The following is a 24,396-nucleotide window of genomic DNA, read 5'->3' on the forward strand; positions in this document are numbered from 1 at the left end:
ACACGATGAAAAGAAAACTCTCCTGGATTTGTGCAGTGGCGATGGGAATGGGCAGCCTGCTGCCTGCGACAACCTGGTCTGAACCGACGACCGCAACGCCGGTAATGCCGCCTGCTCAGGAGAGCGCGACGACGCCTGCTGCTGCGCCGTCCGATGCCTCGCCGGTGGTGGTGGAAAGCGTGCCATCGCGCGATGTTAAACTCACCTTCGCGCAAATTGCGCCGCCGCCGGGCAGCATGGTGCTGCGCGGTGCGAATCCTAATGGCTCCATTGAATTTGGTATGCGCAGCGACGAAGTGGTGTCGAAAGCGCTGCTGAATCTCACCTATACGCCATCGCCGTCGCTACAGCCGGTGCTGTCGCAGCTGAAGGTGTACCTGAACGAAGAATTGATGGACGTGCTGCCGGTCACCAAAGAACAACTGGGGAAAAAGGTCAGCGCGCAAATTCCTATCGACCCGCTCTATATCACCGACTTTAACCGCGTGCGTCTGGAGTTTGTCGGCCACTATCGCGACGTCTGTGAAAACCCGGCTAACACCACCGTCTGGCTGGATGTAGGCCGCAACAGTTCGCTGGATTTAACCTATCAGGCGCTGAACGTGCGTAACGATCTGTCGCACTTCCCGGTTCCGTTCTTCGATTCCCGCGATAACCGACCGCTCACGCTGCCGATCGTCTTCGCGGCGACGCCGGATCTGCCACAGCAGCAGGCGGCGGGCATTGTCGCCTCGTGGTTTGGTTCGCGTGCGGGCTGGCGTGGGCAGACTTTCCCGGTGAGCTACAACACGCTGCCGGATAGAAACGCCATTGTGTTTGCCACCAATGACAAGCGCCCTGATTTCCTGCGCGATCATCCGGCGGTAAAAGCTCCGACGATCGAAATGATCAACCATCCGAACGATCCTTACGTCAAGCTGCTGGTGATCATGGGCCGCGACGATAAAGATCTGTTGATGGCCGCGAAAGGCATTGCTCAGGGCAATATCTTGTTCCGTGGCGACAGCGTGGTGGTGGACGATGTGAAACCGCTGCTGGCACGCGTGCCGTACGATGCGCCGAACTGGGTGCGTACCGACCGCGCGGTTACTTTTGGTGAGCTGAAAACTTACGAGCAACAGCTGCAATCCACCGGGCTGGAACCGGCGTCCATTAACGTGGCGCTGAATCTGCCGCCGGATCTCTACCTGCTGCGCAGCAACGGTATCGATATGGACCTCAAATATCGCTTTACCATGCCGGCGGTGAAAGACAGTTCGCGAATGGATATCAGCCTGAACGATCAGTTCTTACAGTCCTTTAACCTCAACAGCACCCAGGAAGTGAGCAGCTTGCTGCTGCGCCTGCCGGTATTGCAGGGGCTGGTTGATGGTAAAAACGAAGTGACTATTCCGGCGCTGCGTCTGGGCGCGATGAACCAGCTGCGCTTCGACTTCCAGTATATGAACCCGATGCCGGGCGGCTCGATTGATAACTGTATTACCTTCCAGCCGGTGCAGAACCATGTGGTGATTGGCGACGACTCGACGATCGACTTCTCGAACTACTATCACTTCCTGGCGATGCCGGACCTGCGCGCGTTTGCCAACGCGGGCTTCCCGTTCAGCCGCATGGCGGATCTCTCTGACACCACCGTGGTGATGCCGAAAAATCCGACCGTTGAACAGGTGACCACGCTGCTGAATACCGTCGGCGAGATGGGCGCACAGACCGGCTTCCCGGCGATGAACGTGACCCTGGCCGATGAAGGCAGCGACATTCAGGGCAAAGATACCGACCTGCTGCTGATTGGTTCCATCCCGGAAAAACTGAAAAACGACAAGCAGATTGACCTGTTGGTTGAGGCCACGAAGAGCTGGGTGAAAACGCCGCTGCGTCATCATGAGCTGCCGAGCATCTATCTTGATGAAAACGAACGTAAACCGAACGTGCAGACGGACGTCACCTCATCCGGCCCGATGGCGGCAATCGTCGGCTTCCAGTCGCCGTATAACGATCAGCGCAGCGTGGTTGCACTGCTGGCGGACAGCCCGCGTGGTTATGAACTGTTGAACGGCGCGCTGAACGACAGCGGCAAGCGTGCGGCGATGTTTGGTTCAGTTTCGGTGATTCGTGAATCGGGCGTGAGCAGCCTGCGCGTGGGCGATGTGTACTACGTCGGTCACCTGCCATGGTTCGAGCGCCTGTGGTTTGCCCTCTCTAACCATCCGATTCTGCTGGCGCTGTTTGCTGCTATCAGCATCGTATTGCTGGCGTGGGTGCTGTGGCGACTGCTGCGCATTATCAGCCGCCGTCGACTGGATCCTGAAGACGAGTAAGCCGTGATGAAAAGCGTACGCTGGATAGTTTTGCTGTTAGCGCTGGGCACGATGGTACAGGCCCAGGCGGCCTGTAACTGGCCTGCCTGGGATCAGTTCAAAAAAGACTATGTCAGTGCCGAAGGGCGCGTTATTGACCCGAGCGATGCGCGCAAAATTACCACCTCCGAAGGGCAGAGCTACGCATTGTTCTTCGCGCTGGCGGCCAACGACCGCGAAACGTTCGGCAAACTGTTCGACTGGACGCAGAACAACCTGGCGCAGGGTGACCTGAAAAGCACGCTGCCTGCCTGGCTGTGGGGCAAGAAAGACGACAACGCCTGGACGGTGCTGGATACCAACTCCGCATCCGATTCTGACGTCTGGATTGCCTGGTCGCTGCTGGAGGCGGGCCGCCTGTGGAAGAATGCGAACTATACCGAAACCGGGAAAGCGCTGCTCTCGCGCATTGCCCGGGAAGAGGTGGTCAACGTGCCGGGGTTAGGCTCAATGCTGTTGCCGGGCAAAATTGGCTTTGCCGAAGCCAACAGCTGGCGCTTTAACCCAAGCTACCTGCCGCCGCAGCTGGCGAGCTACTTCACCCGCTTTGGTGCACCGTGGACGACGCTGCGCGAAACCAACCAGCGCCTGCTGATGGAAACCGCTGCTAAAGGTTACTCGCCGGATTGGGTGAACTACGAGAAAGGCAAGGGCTGGCAGAAGCAGAGTAAAACGCCGCTGGTGGGCAGCTATGACGCCATCCGCGTCTATTTGTGGGTGGGCATGATGCACAACAGCGACCCGCAAAAAGCCCGTCTGTTAACCCGATTTAACGCGATGGCGGCGCAGACCGCCCGCGAAGGCGTTCCGCCGGAAAAAGTCGACACCCTCACCGGCAAAGTCACCGGCAATGGCCCGGTGGGCTTCTCCGCCTCGCTGCTGCCGTTCCTGCAGGACCGCGATGCGCAGGCCGTTCAGCGCCAGCGCGTAGCCGACAATTTCCCTGGCGCAGACGCCTATTACAGCTATGTCCTGACCCTCTTTGGCCAGGGCTGGGACCAACACCGTTTTCGCTTCAGCGCCCGCGGTGAATTACTACCTGACTGGGGCCAGGAATGCGCAAGTTCACACTAAGTTTACTCACTCTCTCTTTAGGTATTACGCTGATTCCGGCGAGTTATGCCGCGCCTTCCGCGCAGGAACAACTGCTCAATCAGGTGCGACTGGGGGAATCCAGCAAGCGCGAAGATATCGTGCAGCAGTCGCTCTATCGCCTGGAGCTGATCGATCCAAATAACCCGCAGGTGCTGGCCGCGCGATTGCGCTACATGCTGCGTCAGGGCGATACCGCCGGGGCGCAGAAGCAGCTTGAGCGAATAAAAACTCTGGCACCCAACTCAACGGAATATAACGCTTCGCGCACGGAGATACTGCTGAATTCAGCGGAAGGTCGTCAGGCGCTGCAACAGGCGCGTCTGCTGGCGACCACCGGCCATGCCGATGAAGCCATTGCCGCCTACGAGAAAGCCTTTAACGGCCCGCCGCCGGACGGTGATTATGCGGTGGAGTACTGGGCGACGGCGTTGAAAATCCCGGCGCGCCACAATAATGCGTTGGTGCGCTTGCAGGCACTGAACAAGCAGATGCCGGGTAATGTCACCCTGCAATCCACCCTGGCGCGCACGCTGCTGGCGGATAATCGCCGTGATGACGCGTTTGCCGTTCTGGAACAGATGGCGAAATCGTCCAACGGGCGCAATGAAGCGGGCGATGTCTGGTTCAACGCCATTAAGGATCAGCCACCGAGTCAGGCGAGCGTGCAATCGCTTCAGCGTTTCCTGCAAATTTTCACCACCGGTGAGCAGGCGGATAACGCGCGTGGCTTGCTGGCGGAACAACAGAAAACCCTGTCTGACCCGACCGTTCGTGCGAAGAGCGAAGCCGCTGCCGCGCTGGCGTCCGGGAATACCGCCTCGGCGATTTCAGACCTACAACGTGCCGTTGCAACAAACAATAAAGATGCCGACGCCATCGGTACGCTCGGCGAAGCCTATTCGCAGAAAGGCGACCGCGCGCGTGCGGTCGCCCAGTTGCAAAAAGCGATTGCCCTCGACCCGCAAAACAGCAGCCGCAGCAAGTGGGATAGCCTGTTGAAGACCAACCGCTACTGGCTGCTGATTCAGCAGGGCGATGCGGCGTTAAAGGCAAACAATCCAGCGCAGGCGCAAACCTATTACCAGCAGGCGCAGCGGGTGGATAACAGCGACAGCTACGCGATTCTTGGACTGGGCGACGTCGCTGCCGCGCGTAAGGATTACCCGACGGCGGAAGGCTATTACAAACAGACACTGCGCATGGACCGGGATAATAATCTTGCGGTGCGCGGCCTGGCGAATGTCTATCGGGCGCAGTCTCCCGAGAAAGCGACCGCTTACATTCAATCGTTACCTGCGGCACAACGTCGCAGCATTGATGATATCGAGCGCGGTCTGACCAACGATCGCCTTGAACAGCAGGCCGAAACGCTTGAGAGCCAGGGCCAGTGGGCGCAGGCCGCCGAGGTTCAGCGTCAGCGTCTGGCGCTCAACCCGGACAGCGTGTGGATAACCTATCGTCTGGCGAAAGACCTCGACAGCGCGGGCAAGCGCGGTGAAGCCGACTCTCTGATGCGTAATCTGGCGCAGAAGCAGGCGAAAGACCCGGATCAGGTGTACGCCTACAGCCTGTATCTTTCCAGCACCGAACGTGATGCCGCCGCCATTTCCCATTTAGGCACACTGCCGCGCAGTCAGTGGAACAGCAACATTCAGGAACTCTCAGACCGCCTGCAATTTGCGAAGACGATGCAGGAGGCGAACCGACTGCGCGACGCCGGTCAGGAGAAACAGGCCATTGCGCTTCTGCGCAAACAACCGGCGTCTACGCGGATCACATTGACCCTCGCCGACTGGGCGCAGCAGCGCGGTGATGCGCCGCAGGCTATCGCGCTCTACAACGAGGTGCTGAGCAAAGAGCCGCAGAATGACGACGCGCGTCTGGGGCTGGCCGAGCTTTATTTAGCGCAGGGCGATAAAGCCGCCGCGCGTGCGCAACTGGCGCAGCTCTCCACCACGGGCGAAGCGCCGTCGATGGGTACGCAGCGGCGTATTGCGCTGGTGCAGTCCGGGCTCGGTGAAAACGAAAAAGCGCGTAATACCTTTAACACCCTGGCGCAGCAGGCGAAATCTCAGCCACCGTCAATGGACAGCGCGCTGGTGCTGCGCGATGCCGCACGTTTCCAGACGCAGGACGGCAATCCGCAGCAGGCGCTGGAAACCTATAAAGATACGATGGTCGCCACCGGGATCACGCCGACGCGACCGCAGGATAACGACACCTTCACCCGCCTGACGCGCAACGATGCCAGCGACGACTGGCTCAAGCGCGGCGTGCGCAGCGATGCGGCGGACCTGTATCGTCAGCAGGATCTCAACGTGACGCTGGAGCATGACTACTGGGGTTCCAGCGGCACGGGCGGTTATTCAGACCTTAAAGCGCATACCACTATGCTCCAGGTGGATGCGCCGCTCTCAGACGGACGAATGTTCTTCCGCTCCGATTGGGTGGACATGAACGTCGGCAGCTTCTCGCGTAAAAGCGACGGCAGCTACGCGCCGGACTGGGGGACCTGCGGCATTAAAGATCACGCCTGTCGCGGCGGCGCGAGCGCCAGCGATAACGGCGTCAGCGTGGCGGTGGGCTGGAAAAACGACACCTGGAGCGGCGACATTGGTACCACACCAATGGGCTTCAACGTGGTGGATGTGGTCGGCGGCCTGAGCTACAGCAGCAAAGCGGGCCCGATTGGTTACACCCTGGAAGGTCACCGTCGGCCAATCTCCAGTTCGCTGCTGGCCTTCGGCGGCCAGCAGGATAACAGCAAAGATGGTCACACCGGCAAGAAATGGGGCGGGGTTCGCGCCGACGGCGGCGTGCTCAGCCTGAGCTATGACAAAGGCGAGGCCAACGGCGTATGGGCGTCGCTGGGCGCGGACCAGTTGACCGGCAAGAACGTTGACGATAACTGGCGCGTGCGCTGGATGACCGGCTACTACTACAAGGTGATTAATGAAAATAATCGCCGGGTAACGGTCGGCCTGAACAACATGATTTGGCATTATCAGAAGGATCTGAGCGGCTATACCCTCGGCCAGGGTGGATACTACAGCCCGCAAGAGTATGTGTCGTTTGCCGTGCCGGTGACCTGGCGTCAGCGCACGGAGAACTGGTCGTGGGAGCTCGGCGGTTCGGTATCGTGGTCGCATTCACGCACCAAATCGCAGGCCAGCTATCCGCTGATGAATCTGATACCGACCGACTGGCGTTATAATGCCAGCCAGGACAGCAGCAGCGGTGGCAGCAGTCAGGGCTTCGGTTACACCGCGCGTGCGCTGGTCGAGCGCCGGGTGACGTCGAACTGGTTCGTTGGCGCGGCGGTGGATATTCAGGAAGCGAAGGATTACACCCCAAGCCATGCGCTGCTGTATGTGCGTTACTCGGCGGCAGGCTGGCAGGGCGATCTGGATATGCCGCCTCAGCCATTAGTCCCATACGCTGACTGGTGATTTTAATCGCTGAAATTAACCGACAACTGTCACGAATTCCATTCTCTTAGCGTATAATCGGCCCGCGAAACGTCATACTTTGTTACGTTATCGCGGGCTTCGTCCTGTTTTGTTGCGCATCTGATATCTGCACAGTAAGACGTTAGTGCTTTCTGTTGTGGATCGTCGTTTTGTCGGCCTGTTCCTTTTGGTCACCTTTTGACTTTGTCATCGACCTCGTTATCCTCATGACGGGCAGTGCGTTAAGTATTTAGTGGAGAATTCTTTTGCGCGTCAGCCGTTCACTTACGATCAAACAAATGGCAATGGTTGCAGGCGTAACCATGGTGTTCGTGTTTGTCTTTTGTTTCATTCTGCTTTTTCACTTTGTGCAGCAGAATCGCTATAACACGGCCACGCAACTTGAAAGCATCGCCCGTTCCGTTCGCCAGCCGCTCTCGGCGGCCATTCTTAAAGCTGATATCCCGGAAGCGGAAACCATTCTTGGCCGCATTCAGCCTTCCGGCATTGTGAGCCGGGCCGATGTGGTGCTGCCTAACCAGTTCCAGGCGCTGCGCATGAGTTTTATTCCGGAACGCCCGGTTCCGGTGATGATCACCCGTATTTTTGAGCTGCCGGTACAGATTTCACTGCCGCTTTATTCGCTGGAACGCCCGGCAAACCCACAGCCGCTGGCTTATCTGGTGCTTCAGTCCGATTCGTACCGCATGTACAAATTCGTAATGAGCGCCCTCGCTACGTTGGTGACTGCTTACTTACTTTTAGTGCTGATCCTCACCGTGGCGCTGACGTGGAGCATCAACCGCCTGATTGTGCGCCCTCTGCGCGCGATTGCGAATGAACTGAACGACCTCTCGCCGGAAGAGCGCGTGGGCCATCAGCTCACTCTGCCGCGTCTGCATCACGACGATGAAATCGGCAAAATGGTGCGCAGCTACAACCGCCATCAGCAGCTTGCTTTGCGTCAGTATGATGAGCTTTGCAGCCGCGCAACGCGTTTCCCGGTTTCCGAATTACCAAATAAAGCCTTTTTACTGGCGTTGCTTGAGCGAACCGTCAGCCAGCAGAAAACCACCGCGCTGTTGATGGTGGCGTGCGAGACCTTGCAGGACACGGCGGGCGTTCTGAAAGAAGAGCAGCGCGAAATGCTGTTGCTGACCCTGGTTGAGAAGCTGAAACAGGTGATCTCACCGCGCATGGTACTGGCGCAGGTCAGCGCCTATGACTTCGCCATTCTGGCTGAAGGCGTTACCGAACCGTGGCACGCCATCACATTAGGTCAGCAAGTACTCACTGTCATGAATGAGCGTTTGCCGTTGCAGGGTATTCAACTGCGCCCAACCGCAAGCGTGGGTATCGCCATGTTCGAAGGCGGGTTGAGCGCCGAACAACTCTACCGTCGCGCAATTTCGGCGGCCTTTAGCGCGCGTCGCAAGGGCAAGAACCAGATTGAGTTTTTTAACCCGGAGCAGATGGAAAAAGCGCAAAAACGCCTGACGCAGGAGAGCGACATTCTCTCGGCGCTGGAACACCATCAGTTTGCCATCTGGCTACAGCCGCAAATCGATACCGAGACCGGAAAGGTGTGCAGCGCGGAAGTGTTGCTGCGCCAGCAGCAGGTGAACGGCGATTGGGAGTTGCCAAACGACCTGATCGACACCATCGAATCCTGCGGGCTGATGGTGACCGTTGGGCACTGGGTGCTGGAGGAGGCGTGTCGCCTGCTTTCCGCGTGGCAGAAGCGCGGCATCATGCTGCCGCTGTCGGTCAATCTCTCGGCCCTGCAACTGATGCATCACAATATGGTGCCGGATATGCTGGCGCTGCTTGAACGCTACCGCATAGCACCCGGCACGCTGGTGCTGGAAGTGACAGAAAGCCGCAGCATCGACGATCCTAAAGCCGCTGTAGCGATTCTGCGACCGTTGCGCAATGCCGGGGTGCGTATCGCACTGGATGACTTCGGAATGGGCTATGCGGGGCTGCAGCAGCTTCAGCATATGAAGTCGCTTCCGGTGGATATCCTGAAAATCGACAAGCTGTTTGTCGATACCTTGCCGGAAGATGCCAGCATGGTTGCGGCGATTATTCAGCTCGCACGCAGCCTGCATCTGCGGCTGGTGGCGGAAGGGGTGGAAACGCAGGAACAATATGCATGGCTGAAGGCGGCAAATGTCGATGTGTTACAGGGTTTCCTGTTTGCGCGCGCGGTGTCACCGGAAAACTTTGAGCAGGACTACCTGCCGGATTCGGCGGTGAAACCCGATTGAAAATGATTTCGCAGTTGTGCGAGTCAGCTCAAGGTTTTTAACAATTCAGTTGCAAATGTAGCTATATATATTTCCGTAATGTTTCGTGGGTGTTATTTTGAGGTCACAAGTTGGGTAATCCCCTACCTGGTTTGTGGTTTTATCTTAAGGACATCCTATGAAAACCTCTTTCTTCAAAAGCCTCTATGTGCAGGTTCTGACCGCCATCGTCATCGGTGTGCTGTTGGGCCACTATTACCCTGAGTTAGGCGCGCAAATGAAACCGCTTGGCGACGCGTTCGTTAAGCTGATTAAAATGATCATCGCGCCTGTCATCTTTTGTACCGTCGTGACCGGTATTGCCGGGATGGAAAGCATGAAGGCGGTAGGGCGCACCGGTGCGGTGGCGCTACTCTACTTCGAAGTGGTCAGTACCATTGCGCTGATTATTGGCCTGATTATTGTTAACGTGGTGCAACCCGGCGCGGGCATGAACGTTGATCCGGCAAGTCTGGATGCGGGCGCGGTTGCGGTGTACGCCGAGCAGGCGAAGGATCAGGGCATTGTCGCTTTCTTACTGGATGTCATTCCTTCCAGCGTGATTGGCGCGTTCGCCAGCGGTAACATTCTGCAGGTGCTGCTGTTTGCGGTGCTGTTTGGCTTTGCGTTGCACCGTCTGGGCAGCAAAGGCCAGCTGATTTTTAACGTTATCGAGAGCTTCTCGCAGGTTATCTTCGGCATCATCAACATGATCATGCGCCTGGCGCCTATCGGGGCTTTCGGGGCCATGGCCTTCACCATCGGTAAGTACGGTGTGGGCACGCTGGTGCAACTCGGCCAGCTGATCATCTGCTTCTACATCACCTGTGTTCTGTTCGTGGTGGTGGTACTCGGTTCTATCGCCAAAGCCACCGGCTTCAGCATCTTCAAATTCATCCGCTACATCCGTGAAGAGCTGCTGATTGTACTGGGCACGTCCTCTTCCGAATCGGCGCTGCCGCGTATGCTGGACAAGATGGAGAAACTGGGTTGTAAGAAATCGGTGGTGGGGCTGGTGATACCGACGGGATACTCGTTTAACCTCGACGGCACCTCTATCTACCTGACGATGGCGGCGGTGTTTATCGCCCAGGCGACCAACAGCCACATGGATATTTTCCATCAAATCACCCTGCTGGTGGTGTTGTTGCTCTCCTCCAAAGGGGCGGCGGGTGTCACCGGAAGCGGGTTCATCGTGCTGGCGGCAACTATCTCTGCCGTGGGGCATTTACCGGTCGCGGGCCTGGCCCTGATTCTGGGTATCGACCGCTTTATGTCGGAAGCGCGCGCCCTGACTAACCTGATTGGTAACGGCGTGGCAACGATTGTGGTGGCGAAACGCGTTAAGCAGCTCGACCAGCAACAACTGGATGATGTGCTGAATAATCGTACGCCAGCCAACAAACCGCACGAATTATCCTCTTAAATCCTCATCTTAAGCCCGTACTCCCTTGCTGGAGTGCGGGCTCCTGCGCATAATTAGGCGGCGTTGCATATTGCATGCAGCGACGTCATGCTATCGTAAGACATTATTTTTCGTAGCGATGTGACGTTTTGACGATCGTGTGGTCAAACAGACGTGTTTACGACATTCTTTTCGGCAACCACGACGTGTGGATTGCCTTTGTAACCAGGAACGTTCATCAGGGGTTCACATGCAGGGCACAAAAATTCGACTCTTAGCTGGCAGTTTGCTGATGATGGCGACAGCGGGTTATGTGCAGGCAGAGGCGCTACAGCCCGATCCCGCCTGGCAACAGGGTACCCTGGCTAATGGTTTTCAGTGGCAGGTGCTTTCCACGCCTCAGCGTCCCAGCGATCGCGTTGAAATCCGGCTGGTGGTGAATATCGGCTCGCTCTCTGAAAGCGCGCAACAAACCGGCTACAGCCACCTCATTCCCCGCATTGCGCTGACGCAAAGCGGAAGCTTACAACCGATGCAGGCTCGCTCACTGTGGCAGCAGGGCATCGACCCGAAACGGCCGCTGCCGCCCGCGATCGTTTCCTATGATTACACCCACTTTAATTTAAGCCTGCCGAACAACCGCACAGACTTACTGAAAGAGTCACTCTCCTGGCTTGCCAGCGCGGGCGGCAGCGTATCGATTACGCCGCAAACCATCGAGCATGCGTTAAATACGCAGGATATGGTGGCAACCTGGCCGCAGGATACCAAAGACGGCTGGTGGCGCTATCGCCTGAAAGGCTCAACCATGCTGGGCCACGACCCGGCAGAGCCGCTGAAGCGCCCGGTAGATGCCGAGCAGGTGAAAGCGTTCTACCAGAAATGGTACACGCCGGATGCGATGACCCTGATTGTGGTCGGCAACGTCGATAGCCGCACGGTTGCCGAGCAAATCAACAAAACCTTCGGCGAGCTGAAGGGCAAGCGTGAAACGCCTGCGGCAGTGCCGACGCTTTCGCCGCTGCGCCCGGAAGCGGTCAGCATCATGACCAAAAATGTCACCCAGGATCGCCTGTCGCTGATGTGGGATACCCCATGGCAACCGATTCGCGAATCTGCGGCAATGCTGCGCTACTGGCGCGCGGATCTCGCGCGTGAAGCGCTGTTCTGGCACGTTCAGCAGAAACTGAGCAAAAACAACGCGAAAGACATCGCGTTAGGCTTTGATTGTCGGGTGCTGTATCTGCGCGCTCAATGCTCCATCAACCTGGATTCTCCGGGCGATAAGCTCGACGGAAACCTGGGCGTGGTGGCGAAAGAGCTGGCAGAAGTCCGCGAAAAGGGGTTGCCGGTCGAAGAGTTTGACGCGCTGGTCGCGCAGAAAAAGCTGGAGCTGCAAAAACTGTTCGCCACTTATGCCCGCACCGACACCGATGTGCTGATGAGCCAGCGTATGCGTTCGTTGCAGAATCAGGTGGTGGATATCGCGCCAGAGCAGTATCAGCAACTGCGCCAGAACTTCCTTGATACGTTAACGCTCGATATGGTGAACCAGGATCTGCGCAGCCAGCTGTCGCAGGATATGGCGCTGATTTTGCAGCAGCCCGCCGGTGAGCCGGAACATAACATGAAGGAACTGAAAGCCACGTGGGATAACGTGATGGCAGCGCCTGCGGCGGCAGAACCGGTAAGCGGGGATGACGTGCGTCAGGAAGTGTCGGATATTCCGCCGCAGTAACACAACCCTCACCCCGCCCTCTCCCTGAGGGAGAGGGAGAAAAACCGCACACGCTTAACCTTTGGCACAATCGGTCCCCTCTCCCTTAGGGAGAGGGTTAGGGTGAGGGGGTTCGCCCTTAAGCCGGCATCGCCTCGCGCGGAATAATCGCGCCGCGATGCTGAATCACGGTGCTGGCAGTCAGGTGGCCACGTTGCGCCGCTGCTGTTGCATCGCCGCCGGTCAAACGCACCGCCAGATAACCCGCACTGAAAGAATCGCCCGCTGCGGTGGTATCCACAACTTTCTCTTTCGGCAGTTTCACCGCAGGAACATCAACCACGTTCTGGCCTGCAATCGCCACCAGACAAGAGTCTGCGCCGCGTTTCACCACCACTTCTTGTACGCCTGCCGCGTGGGTACGGGCAATCACCTCTTCAACCGGCTTCTCGCCCCACAGCGCGTCTTCGTCGTCCAGCGTCAGGAAGGCGATGTCGGTGCATTCCAGCATCTGCTGGTAAACCTGCTGGGTTTCTTCTTTGCTGGCCCACAGGCGCGGACGGTAGTTGTTGTCGAAAATGACTTTCCCGCCGTTGGCGCGGCATTCGCGCAGCAAAGAGAGCAATTTTTCACGGCTGGTCGGGCTTAAAATCGCCAGGCTGATCCCGCTCAGGTAGAGGTAGTCGTAGGTCGCCAGCTCTTCGCAAACGGCAGCGGCTTCATCGCTCTCCAGCCAGAACTTTGCCGCCGCTTCGTTACGCCAGTAGTAGAAGGTGCGCTCGCCGGTGTCGTCGGTTTCGATGTAGTAGAGGCCCGGCATGCGGTTGCTCATGCGCTGAATCAGCCCGGTGCCGACGTTTTCTGCTTTCCAGGCATCCAGCATCTGCTGGCTGAACGTATCGGTGCCCAGTGCGGTGACGTAGTCGACGCGCAGCGCCGCAGAATCAACCTGGCGTGCGATATACACTGATGTGTTTAAAGTGTCGCCGCCAAAGCCGCGGGTTACGTCTGCGCCCTTCTCGGACAGCTCAATCATGCATTCGCCAATCACGGCAATTTTTTTAGACATAGTCGTGAACCTGATCTGAATCGGAATATTAGCGCTAGTGTGCGCTGCGCTGTTTTAGTGGTCAACTATATTAAAACATCGTTCCATTATTTTTTTGAGCTAGCGCGTGTTAGCGCAAATTTTTGCACATAAAGTTCTCCTTTAACCCGCCGATAACCTGTTGACGAGTTCCATTCGATCCCTCATTGCAACAGGAAGCTGAAATGAAGTTAACGCCGGTCATCCCGCAGTTGAGCATTCCTGAGCCAGGTCTCGCGAATCTGCAGGCACAGCACTACTGGCTGGAGTGTGAACGCGCCTACACTTACCAGCCCATTTACACCACCGAAGGCCGCCTGATGGCGATTGAAGTGCTGACGGTAGTGACGCATCCCAACCATCCCTCACAACGCATTGCGCCCGACCGTTATTTCTCTGAAGTGCCCGTCAGTCAACGTATCGCGGTGTTAAAAGAGCAACTGCAGATGCTGATGCTGAAGCAGGAATTCTTTGCGCATAACCAGATCCTGGCGTCGGTTAACGTAGATGGCCCCACGCTGATGGCGATGCAGCAGGATCAGGCGCTAAAAAATATGATTGAGCCGCTCGACTGGCTGCGCTTCGAATTAGTTGAGCACACGCGTCTGCCGCAGGAATCGTCGTATGCGTCCATTTGCGAATTTGGCCCGCTGTGGCTCGATGATTTTGGCACGGGGATGGCAAACTTCTCCTCGCTCAGCGAAGTGCGCTACGACTACATCAAAGTCGCCCGCGACCTGTTTATCATGCTGCGCAAAACTCCCGAGGGGCGCAATCTATTCACCATGCTATTACAGCTGATGAACCGCTACTGCCGTGGCGTGATCGTAGAAGGTGTAGAGACGCAGGAGGAGTGGCAGGATGTGCAGGAATCGCCCGCCTTTGCGGCGCAAGGCTACTTTCTTTCCCGCCCGGTTCCCATGAAAACCCTCGACGATGTGGTAATAGCATTTTCCTGATTTACGCCGCTCTCTTCTCCCTCAGCTATCTTTATGAGAGGTGAGGAATTTCACAAAAGGAGCGAGCGTGACGAAATTAAGCAAAGCGATTGCCATCACCGCAGGGGTATTAGTGGCCCTGATTATCCTGCTGGTGATAATTATTGCGACCTTCGACTGGAACCGGCTGAAGCCAACCATCAACGAAAAAGTGTCCACTGAACTGCACCGACCCTTCGCTATTCGCGGCGATCTTGGCGTGGTGTGGGAGCGTCAGAAGCAGGAGACCGGCTGGCGAAGCTGGATCCCCTGGCCGCACGTGCATGCTGAAGACATCATGCTCGGCAACCCGCCGGATATCCCGGACGTTACCATGGTGCATCTTCCGCGCGTAGAAGCTACGCTCGCGCCGCTGGCGCTGCTGACCAAAACGGTCTGGCTGCCGTGGATTAAGCTGGAACAACCCGACGCGCGCCTGATTCGCCTCTCCGAAAAGAACAATAACTGGACCTTTAATATTGGCGACGGTAAGGATGATAAAAATGCCCAGCCGTCAGCATGGTCATTCAGGCTGGATAATATTTTGTTCGATCGCGGGCGCATTACCGTGGATGACAAAGTGAGCAAGGCAGACATTGAGATCCTGGTCGATCCGCTCGGCAAACCGCTGCCGTTTAGCGAAGTGACCGGCAGCAAAGGAAAGGGCGATAACGCCAAAGCCGGGGATTATGTGTTCGGCCTGAAAGCGCAGGGGCGCTATCGCGGCGAACCGCTTACCGGTACCGGTAAGATTGGCGGCATGCTGGCGCTGCGCGGCGAAGGGCAGCCTTTCCCGGTGCAGGCCGATTTCCGCTCCGGCAACACGCGTGTGGCGTTTGTGGGCGCGGTCAACGATCCCATGAAGATGGGCGGGGTCGATCTGCAACTTAAATTCTCTGGCGATTCCCTGAGCGATCTCTACGATCTCACCGGCGTACTGCTGCCGGACACCCCGCCGTTTGAAACGGATGGCCGACTGGTGGCGAAAATCGATAGCGAAAAGTCGTCCGTCTTTGACTATCGCAAATTCAACGGCCGCATCGGCGACAGCGATATCCACGGCTCGCTGACCTACACCACCGGGAAACCGCGTCCGAAACTGGAAGGCGACCTGGAATCGCGTCAGCTTCGGCTGGCGGATTTAGGCCCGCTGATTGGCGTGGACTCCGGGAAAGGCGCGCAAAAAGCGAAAAGCGCCGAAGCGCGTAAAGGGGAAGCCACGGTCCAGCCTGCCGACAAAGTGTTGCCTTATGACCGCTTCGAAACCGACAAATGGAACGTGATGGATGCGGATGTGCGCTTTAAAGGGCGACGTATTGAGCACGGTAGCACGTTGCCGATCAGCGACTTGTCGACGCACATCATCCTCAAAAATGCCGATTTGCGCCTGCAACCGATCAAACTGGGGTTGGCGGGCGGCACGATCAGCGGCAATATCCATCTGGAAGGCGACCGTAAACCCATGCGCGGCCAGGCGGATATTCAGGCGCGTCGCCTGAAGCTCAAAGAGCTGATGCCCAACGTAGAGCTGATGCAGAAAACGCTCGGTGAGATGAACGGCGATGCGCAGTTCCGTGGCACCGGGAATTCCGTGGCCGCGCTGCTGGGCAACAGTAACGGCAACCTGAAACTGCTGATGAACGACGGGCTTATCAGCCGTAACCTGATGGAGATTGTCGGGCTGAATGTCGGTAACTTTATCGTCGGGCAGATTTTTGGCGATGATGAAGTGCGGGTGAACTGCGCGGCGGCGAACCTCGATATTGTGAACGGCGTGGCGCGTCCGCAGATTTTTGCCTTCGATACGGAAAACGCGCTGATTAACGTGACCGGCACCGCCAGTTTCGCCTCAGAGCAGCTCGATTTGACGATTGATCCGGAAAGTAAGGGGATTCGCATCATTACCCTGCGCTCACCGCTGTATGTGCGCGGCAGCTTCAAGAACCCGCAGGCAGGCGTAAAAGCGGGGCCGCTGATTGCCCGTGGCGCGGTAGCAGCGGCGCTGGCGACGCTCGTCACACCGGCGGCGGCGCTGCTGGCGTTGATTTCGCCGTCAGAAGGGGATGTGAATCAGTGCCAGACGATTTTGTCGCAGATGAAGCATTGATGTGGTTTGCTGGCGGGGGCGCTGCGCTTGCCCGCCCTACAATTTATGTAGGCCGGATAAGCGTAGCGCCATCCGGCGTTTTACAACGCCTGATGTTTCGTCTCATGGGTCAGCAGCAGCGCAATCAGCGTCAACGCCGCCATTGCTGCCAGATACACGCCCACGTAGTACAGCCCGTAGCTGCCCTGTAACCAGGCCGCGATGTACGGCGCAACCGACGCGCCAAGAATCGACGACACGTTATAAGAGAACGACGCCCCCGTATAACGCACTTCTGTCGGGAATAACTCCGGCAGCAGTGCGCCCATCGGGCCAAAGGTCAGCCCCATCAGGCTCAGGCCAATCAACAGGAACAGCATAATCAGCGACGGCTCGCCGGAACCCAGCAGCGGCTGGAAGAAGAACAGGGCGAACAGAATAATCAGCGAAGTAATGACAATCATGCTGGAACGACGGCCAAAACGGTCGGCCAGCAGCCCGGCAATCGGCACCATCACGCCAAAACCAATCACCGCCAGCATCAGCATCCACAGCACTTCATTACGCGGCAGCCCCAGACCATTTGGCGCGGCGGCGGTGCTGTAGCTCATGGAATAAACGGTCATGATGTAAAACAGCGTATAGGTCGCCAGCATGATAAAGGTGCCGAGAACCGTCACGCGCATATGTTTGGTCAGCAGCGTGCTCATCGGCACTTTAACCTGTTTTTTCGCGGCGGCGACTTTGGCGAACACCGGCGTTTCATGCAGCGACACGCGAACATACAGCCCGATAATCACCAGCACCGCAGAGAAGATAAACGGCACGCGCCAGCCCCAGCTCATGAACTGCTCGTCGGTCAACAGCCAGGAGAGCAGCAGGAAGGTGCCGTTGGCAAAGAAGAAGCCGATAGGCGCGCCCAGCTGCGGGAAAGAACCGTACAGCGCGCGCTTACGCGGCGGGGCGTTCTCCGTGGCCAGCAGCGCCGCGCCACCCCATTCGCCGCCTAATCCCAGCCCCTGACCAAAACGCGCCAGCGCCAGCAGCATCGGCGCCAGAATGCCGATGGTTTCGTAGCCCGGCAGCAGGCCGATCACCACTGTGGAAATGCCCATCGTCAGCAGTGAGGCCACTAACGTCACTTTACGCCCGACGCGATCGCCAAAGTGGCCGAACAGCGCGGAGCCAATCGGACGCGCGACGAAAGCAATAGCAAAGGTCGCCAGCGACTGGAGCGTGGCCGCGGCCGGGTCACCCTGCGGGAAGAAGATGTGCGGGAAAACAATCACCGCCGCGGTGGCGTAAATGTAGAAATCGAAGAACTCGATGGCGGTGCCGATGAGTGAGGCAACGACGACTTTATTACGTGAGTTAACCGGTGCGATGTCTTGTTCGTTATCGAGCGTTGTGGCGGTAGCTTGCATAGTCTTTTCTTATTTTATAGCGAACGAACGGCCATATTAGACATAGCAAAATCGACATTTCAATCTGTAACAGACCGGGAGGGTGCGTGAAAAAACGGCAAAAAGTGAATAGTTTTTAAGCCAGCGAAATCGCTTCTATGAAATGCTTCACAGAATTTACATGTTAGTGGATAAAACTGGTTTTTGGTTAAAAAAAAGTTACTAACTGGATTTATCTGCTGAAATGATGAATCGGGCTGAAATTTTGCATTTTCATTCAGCCCGATAGGGCATTAACGGTGCGTTTTGCCCGGCATGCGCGGGTCATCTTTGTACTGGGCGGTGGCAATCCACGCCGCGCAGAACAGGGTTAAACGGGCGAAGAAGTAGAAGAACGCCATCAGGCCGAGAACGGAACCAAACGCCGCGCCGGAGGGGGATTTCACCAGTGCAGGCAGCGTCCAGGTCATGATGATTTTAATCACCTCAAAGCCAATCGCCGCAATGAAGGTACCGCGAATCAGCGCCTTTTTGCGCGGGCGGTGGCGCGGCAGTCGCCAGAAGATCCAGAAGAAGAGCAGATAGTTGGCGAAAATGGAAATCGCCAGGCCAATCAACCGCCAGGCTGGTTTCAGCCACTCAATGCTATCGAGATAGAGGGCTGAGATGATCATCTGCTGCGCCGCGCCGGACACTGACGTAATCGACAGGGTGACAATTAGCGCAATCAGCAGGCCAATCAGCGAGACAAAATCGCGCAGGTATTTAATCCAGATTTTTTCCTGATCCTGCGGCGTACGTTCCCACACATCGCGCGACTGGGCGCGGATGGCCTCGCGCAGGTTGCCCATCCAGTTCACGCCCGAGTAGAGCGCCACCGCAAGCCCCACTAAACCGACGGTGGTACGCTGCTGGACGGCGGTGTTGATGGTGCTTTTTAGCGTCGCGGCAAGCGTCGGGTCGCTCACGTTGGTGAGGATTTTATCGAAGATGTCCTGTAACAGCGTCGGGTGCGAGGCGAGGATAAAACCGCCTGCGGCAAAGGACACCATCAGAATCGGAATCATCGACAGGAACGAAAAGTAGGTGATGGCGGCACCAAACTGATTGCCCAGGCGATCGTTAAAGCGCTCGGCGGCACGAAGCAGGTGGGCGATGATCGGCTGCTGCTGAATCTTCTGTGCGGTATGGGTGACTTTATTCAGCGCCTGCGTCGCTTTTCCGGGCTCCTCAGGGGCCCGATGCGTTTCAGTGTCGATGGGTTTGATGGGGTCGTGCTCCAGTTCCTGAGTAGGACGTTTTACGTCATTTTCCGGCGTCATCAGGTCGGTTTTCCTTTTCTCTTGTTTACTATCACTAAATTATAGACCGTGCTAATCAACGTACTCTTTCATCACCTCGGTTAGCCATTCCATAAAAAGATGTACCCGCCGCGACAGGTTGCGGCGATGGGGATAAATCAGCGATACCGGCATCGGTTCTGCGCGGTACTGCGGCAGAATTTCGATGAGCTTACCGCTGCGTAACGCCTCCCGCACGCCAACGCGCGGCACCTGAATAATCCCCAGCCCGGCAAGGCAGGCGGCGTGATAGGTTTCGGTGCTGTTGACCGTCAGCACGCCGCCGGTTTTTACCCAGCGCGTGGTGTTATCTATCACCACTTCAAACCCCTGCGGGCGCACGCCGAGGCTGGTGGCGTAATGCACCACCGCATGGTCGTCGAGTGCCTCCAGCGATTCTGGATAACCGAATCGCGCCAGATAATCCGGGCTGGCGCAGTTTATCACCGTCAGTTTGCCGAGCGGCCTGGCGATTAATCCTGAATCCTTCAGATGACCCACGCGTACCACGCAGTCAAATCCTTCACGAATGACATCCACCAGGCGGTCGCTGCTGCTCAGCTCCAGCTCAATGCCGGGGTAGTGCTGCAAAAACGCGGGCAGGCGGGGAATGACCACATTTCGCGCCACGGCAACGGGCATATCGACGCGCAGCCGCCCGCTCACGCTGCTGGGGTCGCTCTGGAACATGCTGTCGAGTTCTTCCAGATTGCTGAGCAGATCTTTGGCGCGCTCATAGTAGACCATGCCGTCCTGCGTCAGCTGAACGCGGCGCGTGGTGCGGTGCAGCAGACGACAGCCGAGCTGGTTTTCCAGCGCCTGAATCTGGCGCGATACGCTACCTTTAGGAAGGCCGAGGGTATCGGCGGCGCGGGAGAAACTCTCCAGTTCCGCCACGCGGATGAACAGTTGCATTGCGTGAATTTTATCCATCCCCAACCCTTATTGTTGTTTTGAATGAGACAGTGAAGCGTAATCAGCAATATTTATTGTTCTTTTATCACCTAATAAGCTTGTTCTCAACGAACAACCCCACTGAAATGAGGTTTCTCATGACGCAACGTATCGCATTAGTGACTGGCGGCAGCCGTGGACTGGGTAAAAATGCCGTATTGAAGCTGGCGGCCCAGGGAACAGATATTATCTTTACCTGGCATAGCCAGCAGCAGGCGGCGCAGGATCTGGTGAAAGAACTTCAGCAAACGGGCGTGAAAGCGGTGGCATTACAGCTTAACGTCAGTGATATCAGCACGTTTGGTGATTTTGCGCAGCAGGTTAAAGGGGCGCTAAAAGAGATGTGGCAGCGCGACACGTTTGATTATTTAGTGAACAATGCCGGGATTGGCATTAATGCGCCGTTTGCCGAGACCACGGAAGCACAGTTTGATGAATTATTGAACATCCAGTTTAAGGGGCCGTTTTTCCTGACTCAGCGCCTGCTGCCGCTGATTAAAAATGGCGGGCGCATCCTGAATGTTTCGACGGGGCTGGCGCGTTTTGCGCTTCCGGGGTTTGCCGCTTATGCCGCCATGAAGGGCGCAATGGAAGTGTTAACGCGCTATCAGGCAAAAGAACTGGGCGAGCGCGGCATTGCGGTCAATGTGATTGCGCCGGGGGCGATAGAAACCGACTTCGGCGGCGGCAGCGTGCGCGATAATGCGCAGATTAATCAGTATATTGCCTCGCAAACCGCGCTGGGGCGCGTAGGTATGCCGGACGACATCGGCGATGCGATTGCCGCACTGCTGAGCGATAAACTCGGCTGGATGAACGCGCAGCGGGTAGAGGTTTCTGGGGGGATGTTTTTGTAGGATGAGGGGGCGAGGGCGAGGTACAACACGTGCTATTTCACATCATGTAACACTCGCCCCTGCCCACCGTCTTTCCTTTATTTCCGCCACCGCGCTATTCTTCTCGAAATTAATATTTATTCCGCTGACAATTATATTCAGGATTTCCTTAAATAGAATGTAATAAACAATATGAATAAGTAATACTTCCTCACCCCCTTAACTCATTCATAACAAAAATGTTTTTATTTTTGTTTTCATCAGTAAAATAGCCCAGGCCAAACAGCGAGTTCTTATTTACCTCCGCTAGTAATACCCTTCACCCTTCAATGTGTAGGGTTCATTTTTCTGATGAGGAATCAGTATGCAGGTAATCATGTTTGACAGGCAGTCGATATTTATTCATGGAATGAAGATCAGTTTGCAGGAAAATATTCCTGAAGTAGATATTTACGCCGTCAGTCAGGCTGATGAACTGTGGCGACGGTTGCTGGAATATCCAGAGGCATTGCTTATTCTGGATGGCGACATGGATAAATCGTTTTGCAGTTGGTTATTGCAGGAAAAAGCGCAGCAATTCCCGTTATCGCATACGGTAATTGTGGCAAGTGATTGCCAGCAGGCCTGGCTGAAAGAGTCGCTTGCTTGGAATGTGCAGGCAATTGTGCCACGTGATGAAAGCGTCGAAACGTTTGTGCAAGCCATTAACGGCGCTGTCTGCGGGTTAATGTGCCTTCCTGGCGGCTGGACATTTAATTATGAAAGCGAAAAGCGTGGGCTGGAACAGCTTAGTCATCGCCAGCGTGAAATTCTGGAGCTACTGGCAAATGGCGAATCAAATAAAGAGATCAGCCGTACGTTGAATATCAGCGCCGGCACGGTGAAAGCGCATCTTGAATCGCTATACCGACGTCTGGATGTGAAAAATCGCACTCAGGCGGCGATGTTATTCAGCGCGCATGAACTCCCGTCCCAGGTCTGTTCGGAATAAGGCACATTCGGCCTGACGCTGTCTGTTCAGGCCGTTGCTTCTCACCCCGTTTAGCTCTGTTTCCATCAACCATACCGAAAGTGCTTTCGCGAACTGGCGCTGATTGATATAGCGCACCACAGCGGAAGCGGCAAATGTCTCGGGGCCTAAACTGAGTGCCAGCGATATTAACGCATCATATTGAATCTGAACCAGCGGCACTTCTATTTCGCGCGCCAGTACGCGCTCGCAGGCGTAAATATCCAGCTGCAATAACGCGTCGGCCTGTGGCTGGCTAAGCGGCGTAACGAATGCCTCACTCCCCTGAATCAAATGACCATAGCCTACGACCCACAGATGACATTCATCCTGATAGGGCTCGGCAGAAAATCCCTGACATTGTTTAATAAACGCTAACCCCTCCGGGCTGAGGCGCAGGGCTGTATTAGGCATTTTTCTTCCTCACTCAGATAGTTAACGAGTGTAGAGGATGTGATTGCGCACGGCTATTCGCCAGATGGCCTGGGTAAATCCGGTGTGTGGCGAGAATATATTCCGCCGTTCGTTAATTTCGCTGCAACAATAAAAGTACAGGCCAACCGTTTGCGGGAAAGTCGTGAGAACGATCGAGTTTTACGGTCGTGCTGGCGCGGCGGCCTTTTAATTTTTAGGGTTTCGTATATGTTGTATCGGCCAAAAAACAAAAATAAACCTTACTAATCTTCAGGTTACTTTCCTTCTGTGGGTTAAGGACGTGAATGATGCCTACTCCATCGCATCAATTATTTGAACATTGCCTTGGTGTGATCCGCCAGGCGTCTGTGGAGATCCTTAATCTGCTCGACATGCGTGTCGGAGAAGGTAAGGATCCTCGTTGGTTTCTGGAGCAACTGGATCAGGCCCGGCTGAATCTTGGCGGCTGGGCGAGCGTGGCGAAAAAGCTGAACCTCAATGATGCCGAGCTGAGCGAGTTCACCCTGCAACTTCGCCATTTACAGAAACTGGTACCGCACTATGAGCGCGGGCAACCCATCACCGAGGATCAGCTGATTGCTGCGGCGCGAATGGTGGCCGCGCTTGAGCTGATGCGTCGCCGTCAGCCGTTGCTGGTCTTTGAGAGCGACTCTGATGCGGATGCCGAGCAGCTGGAAGCCCTGGCGCTGCGGCAGCTGCGTATGATCCAGCTGATGCTGATCGCTCTTATTCGTCAGGCCTGGCCCGATACCACCCGTTTGCACAATCACCTCAAACTCCAGTTTGGCGCGGACTGCGTGCGGGGCTGGCTCTCGCGCAGCAAAGAGGGCGATATTCTCAGCGGCATGCAGTTCAGCGAGCTGGCGCTACTGGTGGTGGATAAAAAAGAGTTTTCGCGCCACTACGCTTCGCTTTTCCACAGCCCGACCCTGCTGACCTTCCATACGGATCCTCGTCTGACGCTGCATGCTTTTCTGGATGATATCCGCCTGATGCGCAAGGCGGTGGTCAGCCAGCGGACCGTGTCTTCCACCGCTTTTCTGCTGCTGGATATCTATGCCCGGCAGATTGCCACGCCGATTCAGCGCGCGTTTGAGCAGGGCAGGACGTTGGTGAATCCGGCCAGTCTGATGGCGACAGACGGTAACGTGGTGCAGCATTTCTGGGATGAGCAACGCGATTTTGCCCGGCTTAACGGTGCGGATGATCAGCCTGTCCATGACTCTATTGAACGTACTCGTAAAAAATCAGCGCGCACGGTGGAAGCGCGGGATAAATTAATCTCCTCGGGGCTGTGGGCCGCCGTGGGCCTGATGGTACTGGCGATGGTTGTTGGTGGATTCTGGATGTTCAATACGCCACCTGAAGCGCCAACGGCCAGCGCATCGACAACGCCTGCGGCGGGAATCGAAGCGCCGTCGCGCGCGTCACCGCGAGAACAGCTGGCGAATCGCGGTATTAATTGGGATATCAATGGATTGCGTTCGGCTATCGATCGTAACGACGTTGAGGTGGTGCAGCTTTTCATGCGCGGCGGAATGGAGTGGCAGCTCGCCTGGACGGAGCAGGCACTGTCGGCGCAGCACGATGAGGTGATTGCTTTGCTGCTGCGTTATCGCCTGCAAATGGATGAACCAAAACCCTGTCGGCGCTTTATCACCGCCCTGAGCCACGCACTGGCGGGCGGTGAAGCGCTCACATCGTCAAGAAGAGATCTTTTGCAGGCGTTTTGCACCCGCCCCGCCGTGGTGGAACGTCAACGACGGGAAGTGGATAACGCCCGCCGACGCGTGAAGGCTGAGCCGACGACATACAATAAGCGATGGCTGGACGTACAGCGCGAGATTTACGCCGTGATTAAATAGCCGGTTTTGAGCCATTGTAGGCCGGGCAAGTGTAGCGCCCCCGGCAGGTGCGGTGAATGTGCCTGATGGCGCTTCGCTTATCAGGCCTACGGG

16 protein-coding genes are annotated in these 24,396 nt (G+C 56.5%); 11 read left to right on the plus strand and 5 right to left on the minus strand.

Features of this window, described 5'->3' with window-relative positions; genetic code table 11:
• Positions 1–5: 5 nt before the first annotated feature.
• From bcsB to G163CM_RS19095, 6 genes are all read left to right on the plus strand, one after another.
• Entirely contained in the window at positions 6–2,318 is a 2,313-nt protein-coding gene (gene bcsB, locus G163CM_RS19070; RefSeq protein WP_231825974.1) for a cellulose biosynthesis cyclic di-GMP-binding regulatory protein BcsB, read from the plus strand.
• Between the two features lie 6 nt (positions 2,319–2,324).
• On the plus strand, positions 2,325–3,431 hold the full coding sequence (gene bcsZ, locus G163CM_RS19075; RefSeq protein WP_231828399.1) for a cellulose synthase complex periplasmic endoglucanase BcsZ: 1,107 nt from the start codon (positions 2,325–2,327) through the stop codon (positions 3,429–3,431).
• Positions 3,413–6,901: a cellulose synthase complex outer membrane protein BcsC gene (gene bcsC / locus G163CM_RS19080; RefSeq protein WP_231825975.1), complete on the plus strand. Its 3,489-nt coding sequence runs from the start codon at positions 3,413–3,415 to the stop codon at positions 6,899–6,901. The genes bcsZ and bcsC overlap by 19 nt, the downstream gene beginning before the upstream one ends.
• Positions 6,902–7,167: 266 nt before the next feature.
• Positions 7,168–9,171: a biofilm formation regulator HmsP gene (gene hmsP / locus G163CM_RS19085; RefSeq protein ID WP_231825976.1), complete on the plus strand. Its 2,004-nt coding sequence runs from the start codon at positions 7,168–7,170 to the stop codon at positions 9,169–9,171.
• 157 nt (positions 9,172–9,328) lie between these two features.
• Complete coding sequence (locus G163CM_RS19090; protein ID WP_231825977.1) at positions 9,329–10,615, plus strand: dicarboxylate/amino acid:cation symporter; 1,287 nt, start codon at positions 9,329–9,331, stop codon at positions 10,613–10,615.
• Between the two features lie 229 nt (positions 10,616–10,844).
• On the plus strand, positions 10,845–12,332 hold the full coding sequence (locus G163CM_RS19095) for a M16 family metallopeptidase (protein ID WP_231825978.1): 1,488 nt from the start codon (positions 10,845–10,847) through the stop codon (positions 12,330–12,332).
• 118 nt (positions 12,333–12,450) lie between these two features.
• On the opposite strand, the gene kdgK is transcribed toward G163CM_RS19095, so the two are convergent.
• Positions 12,451–13,380 (minus strand): 2-dehydro-3-deoxygluconokinase, encoded by a 930-nt coding sequence (kdgK, locus tag G163CM_RS19100; protein ID WP_015962581.1) that lies wholly within the window; start codon positions 13,378–13,380, stop codon positions 12,451–12,453.
• A gap of 203 nt (positions 13,381–13,583) precedes the next feature.
• On the opposite strand from kdgK, the gene pdeH reads away from it, so the two are divergent.
• Both pdeH and G163CM_RS19110 read left to right on the plus strand, forming a co-directional pair.
• Entirely contained in the window at positions 13,584–14,357 is a 774-nt protein-coding gene (gene pdeH / locus G163CM_RS19105) for a cyclic-guanylate-specific phosphodiesterase (RefSeq protein WP_231825979.1), read from the plus strand.
• Between the two features lie 88 nt (positions 14,358–14,445).
• On the plus strand, positions 14,446–16,482 hold the full coding sequence (locus G163CM_RS19110) for an AsmA family protein (protein WP_420851452.1): 2,037 nt from the start codon (positions 14,446–14,448) through the stop codon (positions 16,480–16,482).
• A gap of 80 nt (positions 16,483–16,562) precedes the next feature.
• Here the strand turns inward: G163CM_RS19110 and G163CM_RS19115 are convergent, their stop codons facing one another.
• The 3 genes from G163CM_RS19115 to G163CM_RS19125 all read right to left on the minus strand — a co-directional run bounded on the left by G163CM_RS19115 (position 16,563) and on the right by G163CM_RS19125 (position 20,137).
• Complete coding sequence (locus tag G163CM_RS19115) at positions 16,563–17,885, minus strand: MFS transporter (RefSeq protein WP_231825981.1); 1,323 nt, start codon at positions 17,883–17,885, stop codon at positions 16,563–16,565.
• Positions 17,886–18,157: 272 nt separating this feature from the next.
• Entirely contained in the window at positions 18,158–19,186 is a 1,029-nt protein-coding gene (yhjD, locus tag G163CM_RS19120; protein WP_015962585.1) for an inner membrane protein YhjD, read from the minus strand.
• Positions 19,187–19,237: 51 nt separating this feature from the next.
• A complete protein-coding gene (locus tag G163CM_RS19125) occupies positions 19,238–20,137 on the minus strand; it encodes a LysR family transcriptional regulator (protein WP_231825982.1) in 900 nt (299 codons plus the stop codon).
• Between the two features lie 119 nt (positions 20,138–20,256).
• Here G163CM_RS19125 and G163CM_RS19130 point away from each other — a divergent pair, with 119 nt between their 5' ends.
• On the plus strand, positions 20,257–21,015 hold the full coding sequence (locus G163CM_RS19130; protein ID WP_231825983.1) for an SDR family NAD(P)-dependent oxidoreductase: 759 nt from the start codon (positions 20,257–20,259) through the stop codon (positions 21,013–21,015).
• A gap of 343 nt (positions 21,016–21,358) precedes the next feature.
• Positions 21,359–21,985 carry a response regulator transcription factor gene (locus G163CM_RS19135; protein ID WP_231825984.1) on the plus strand — a complete coding sequence of 209 codons (627 nt, stop codon included), beginning with the start codon at positions 21,359–21,361 and terminating at the stop codon, positions 21,983–21,985.
• On the opposite strand, the gene G163CM_RS19140 is transcribed toward G163CM_RS19135, so the two are convergent.
• Positions 21,941–22,417, minus strand: a complete 477-nt coding sequence (locus G163CM_RS19140; RefSeq protein ID WP_231825985.1) for a lysozyme — start codon at positions 22,415–22,417, stop codon at positions 21,941–21,943. The genes G163CM_RS19135 and G163CM_RS19140 overlap by 45 nt on opposite strands.
• Before the next feature lie 305 nt (positions 22,418–22,722).
• On the opposite strand from G163CM_RS19140, the gene G163CM_RS19145 reads away from it, so the two are divergent.
• Complete coding sequence (locus tag G163CM_RS19145; RefSeq protein ID WP_231825986.1) at positions 22,723–24,303, plus strand: STY4199 family HEPN domain-containing protein; 1,581 nt, start codon at positions 22,723–22,725, stop codon at positions 24,301–24,303.
• The last annotated feature ends 93 nt before the right edge of the window (positions 24,304–24,396 follow it).

Origin of the sequence: Pseudocitrobacter corydidari (assembly GCF_021172065.1) — a bacterium.
In the GTDB taxonomy this organism is placed as follows: Bacteria; Pseudomonadota; Gammaproteobacteria; order Enterobacterales; family Enterobacteriaceae; genus Pseudocitrobacter; species Pseudocitrobacter corydidari.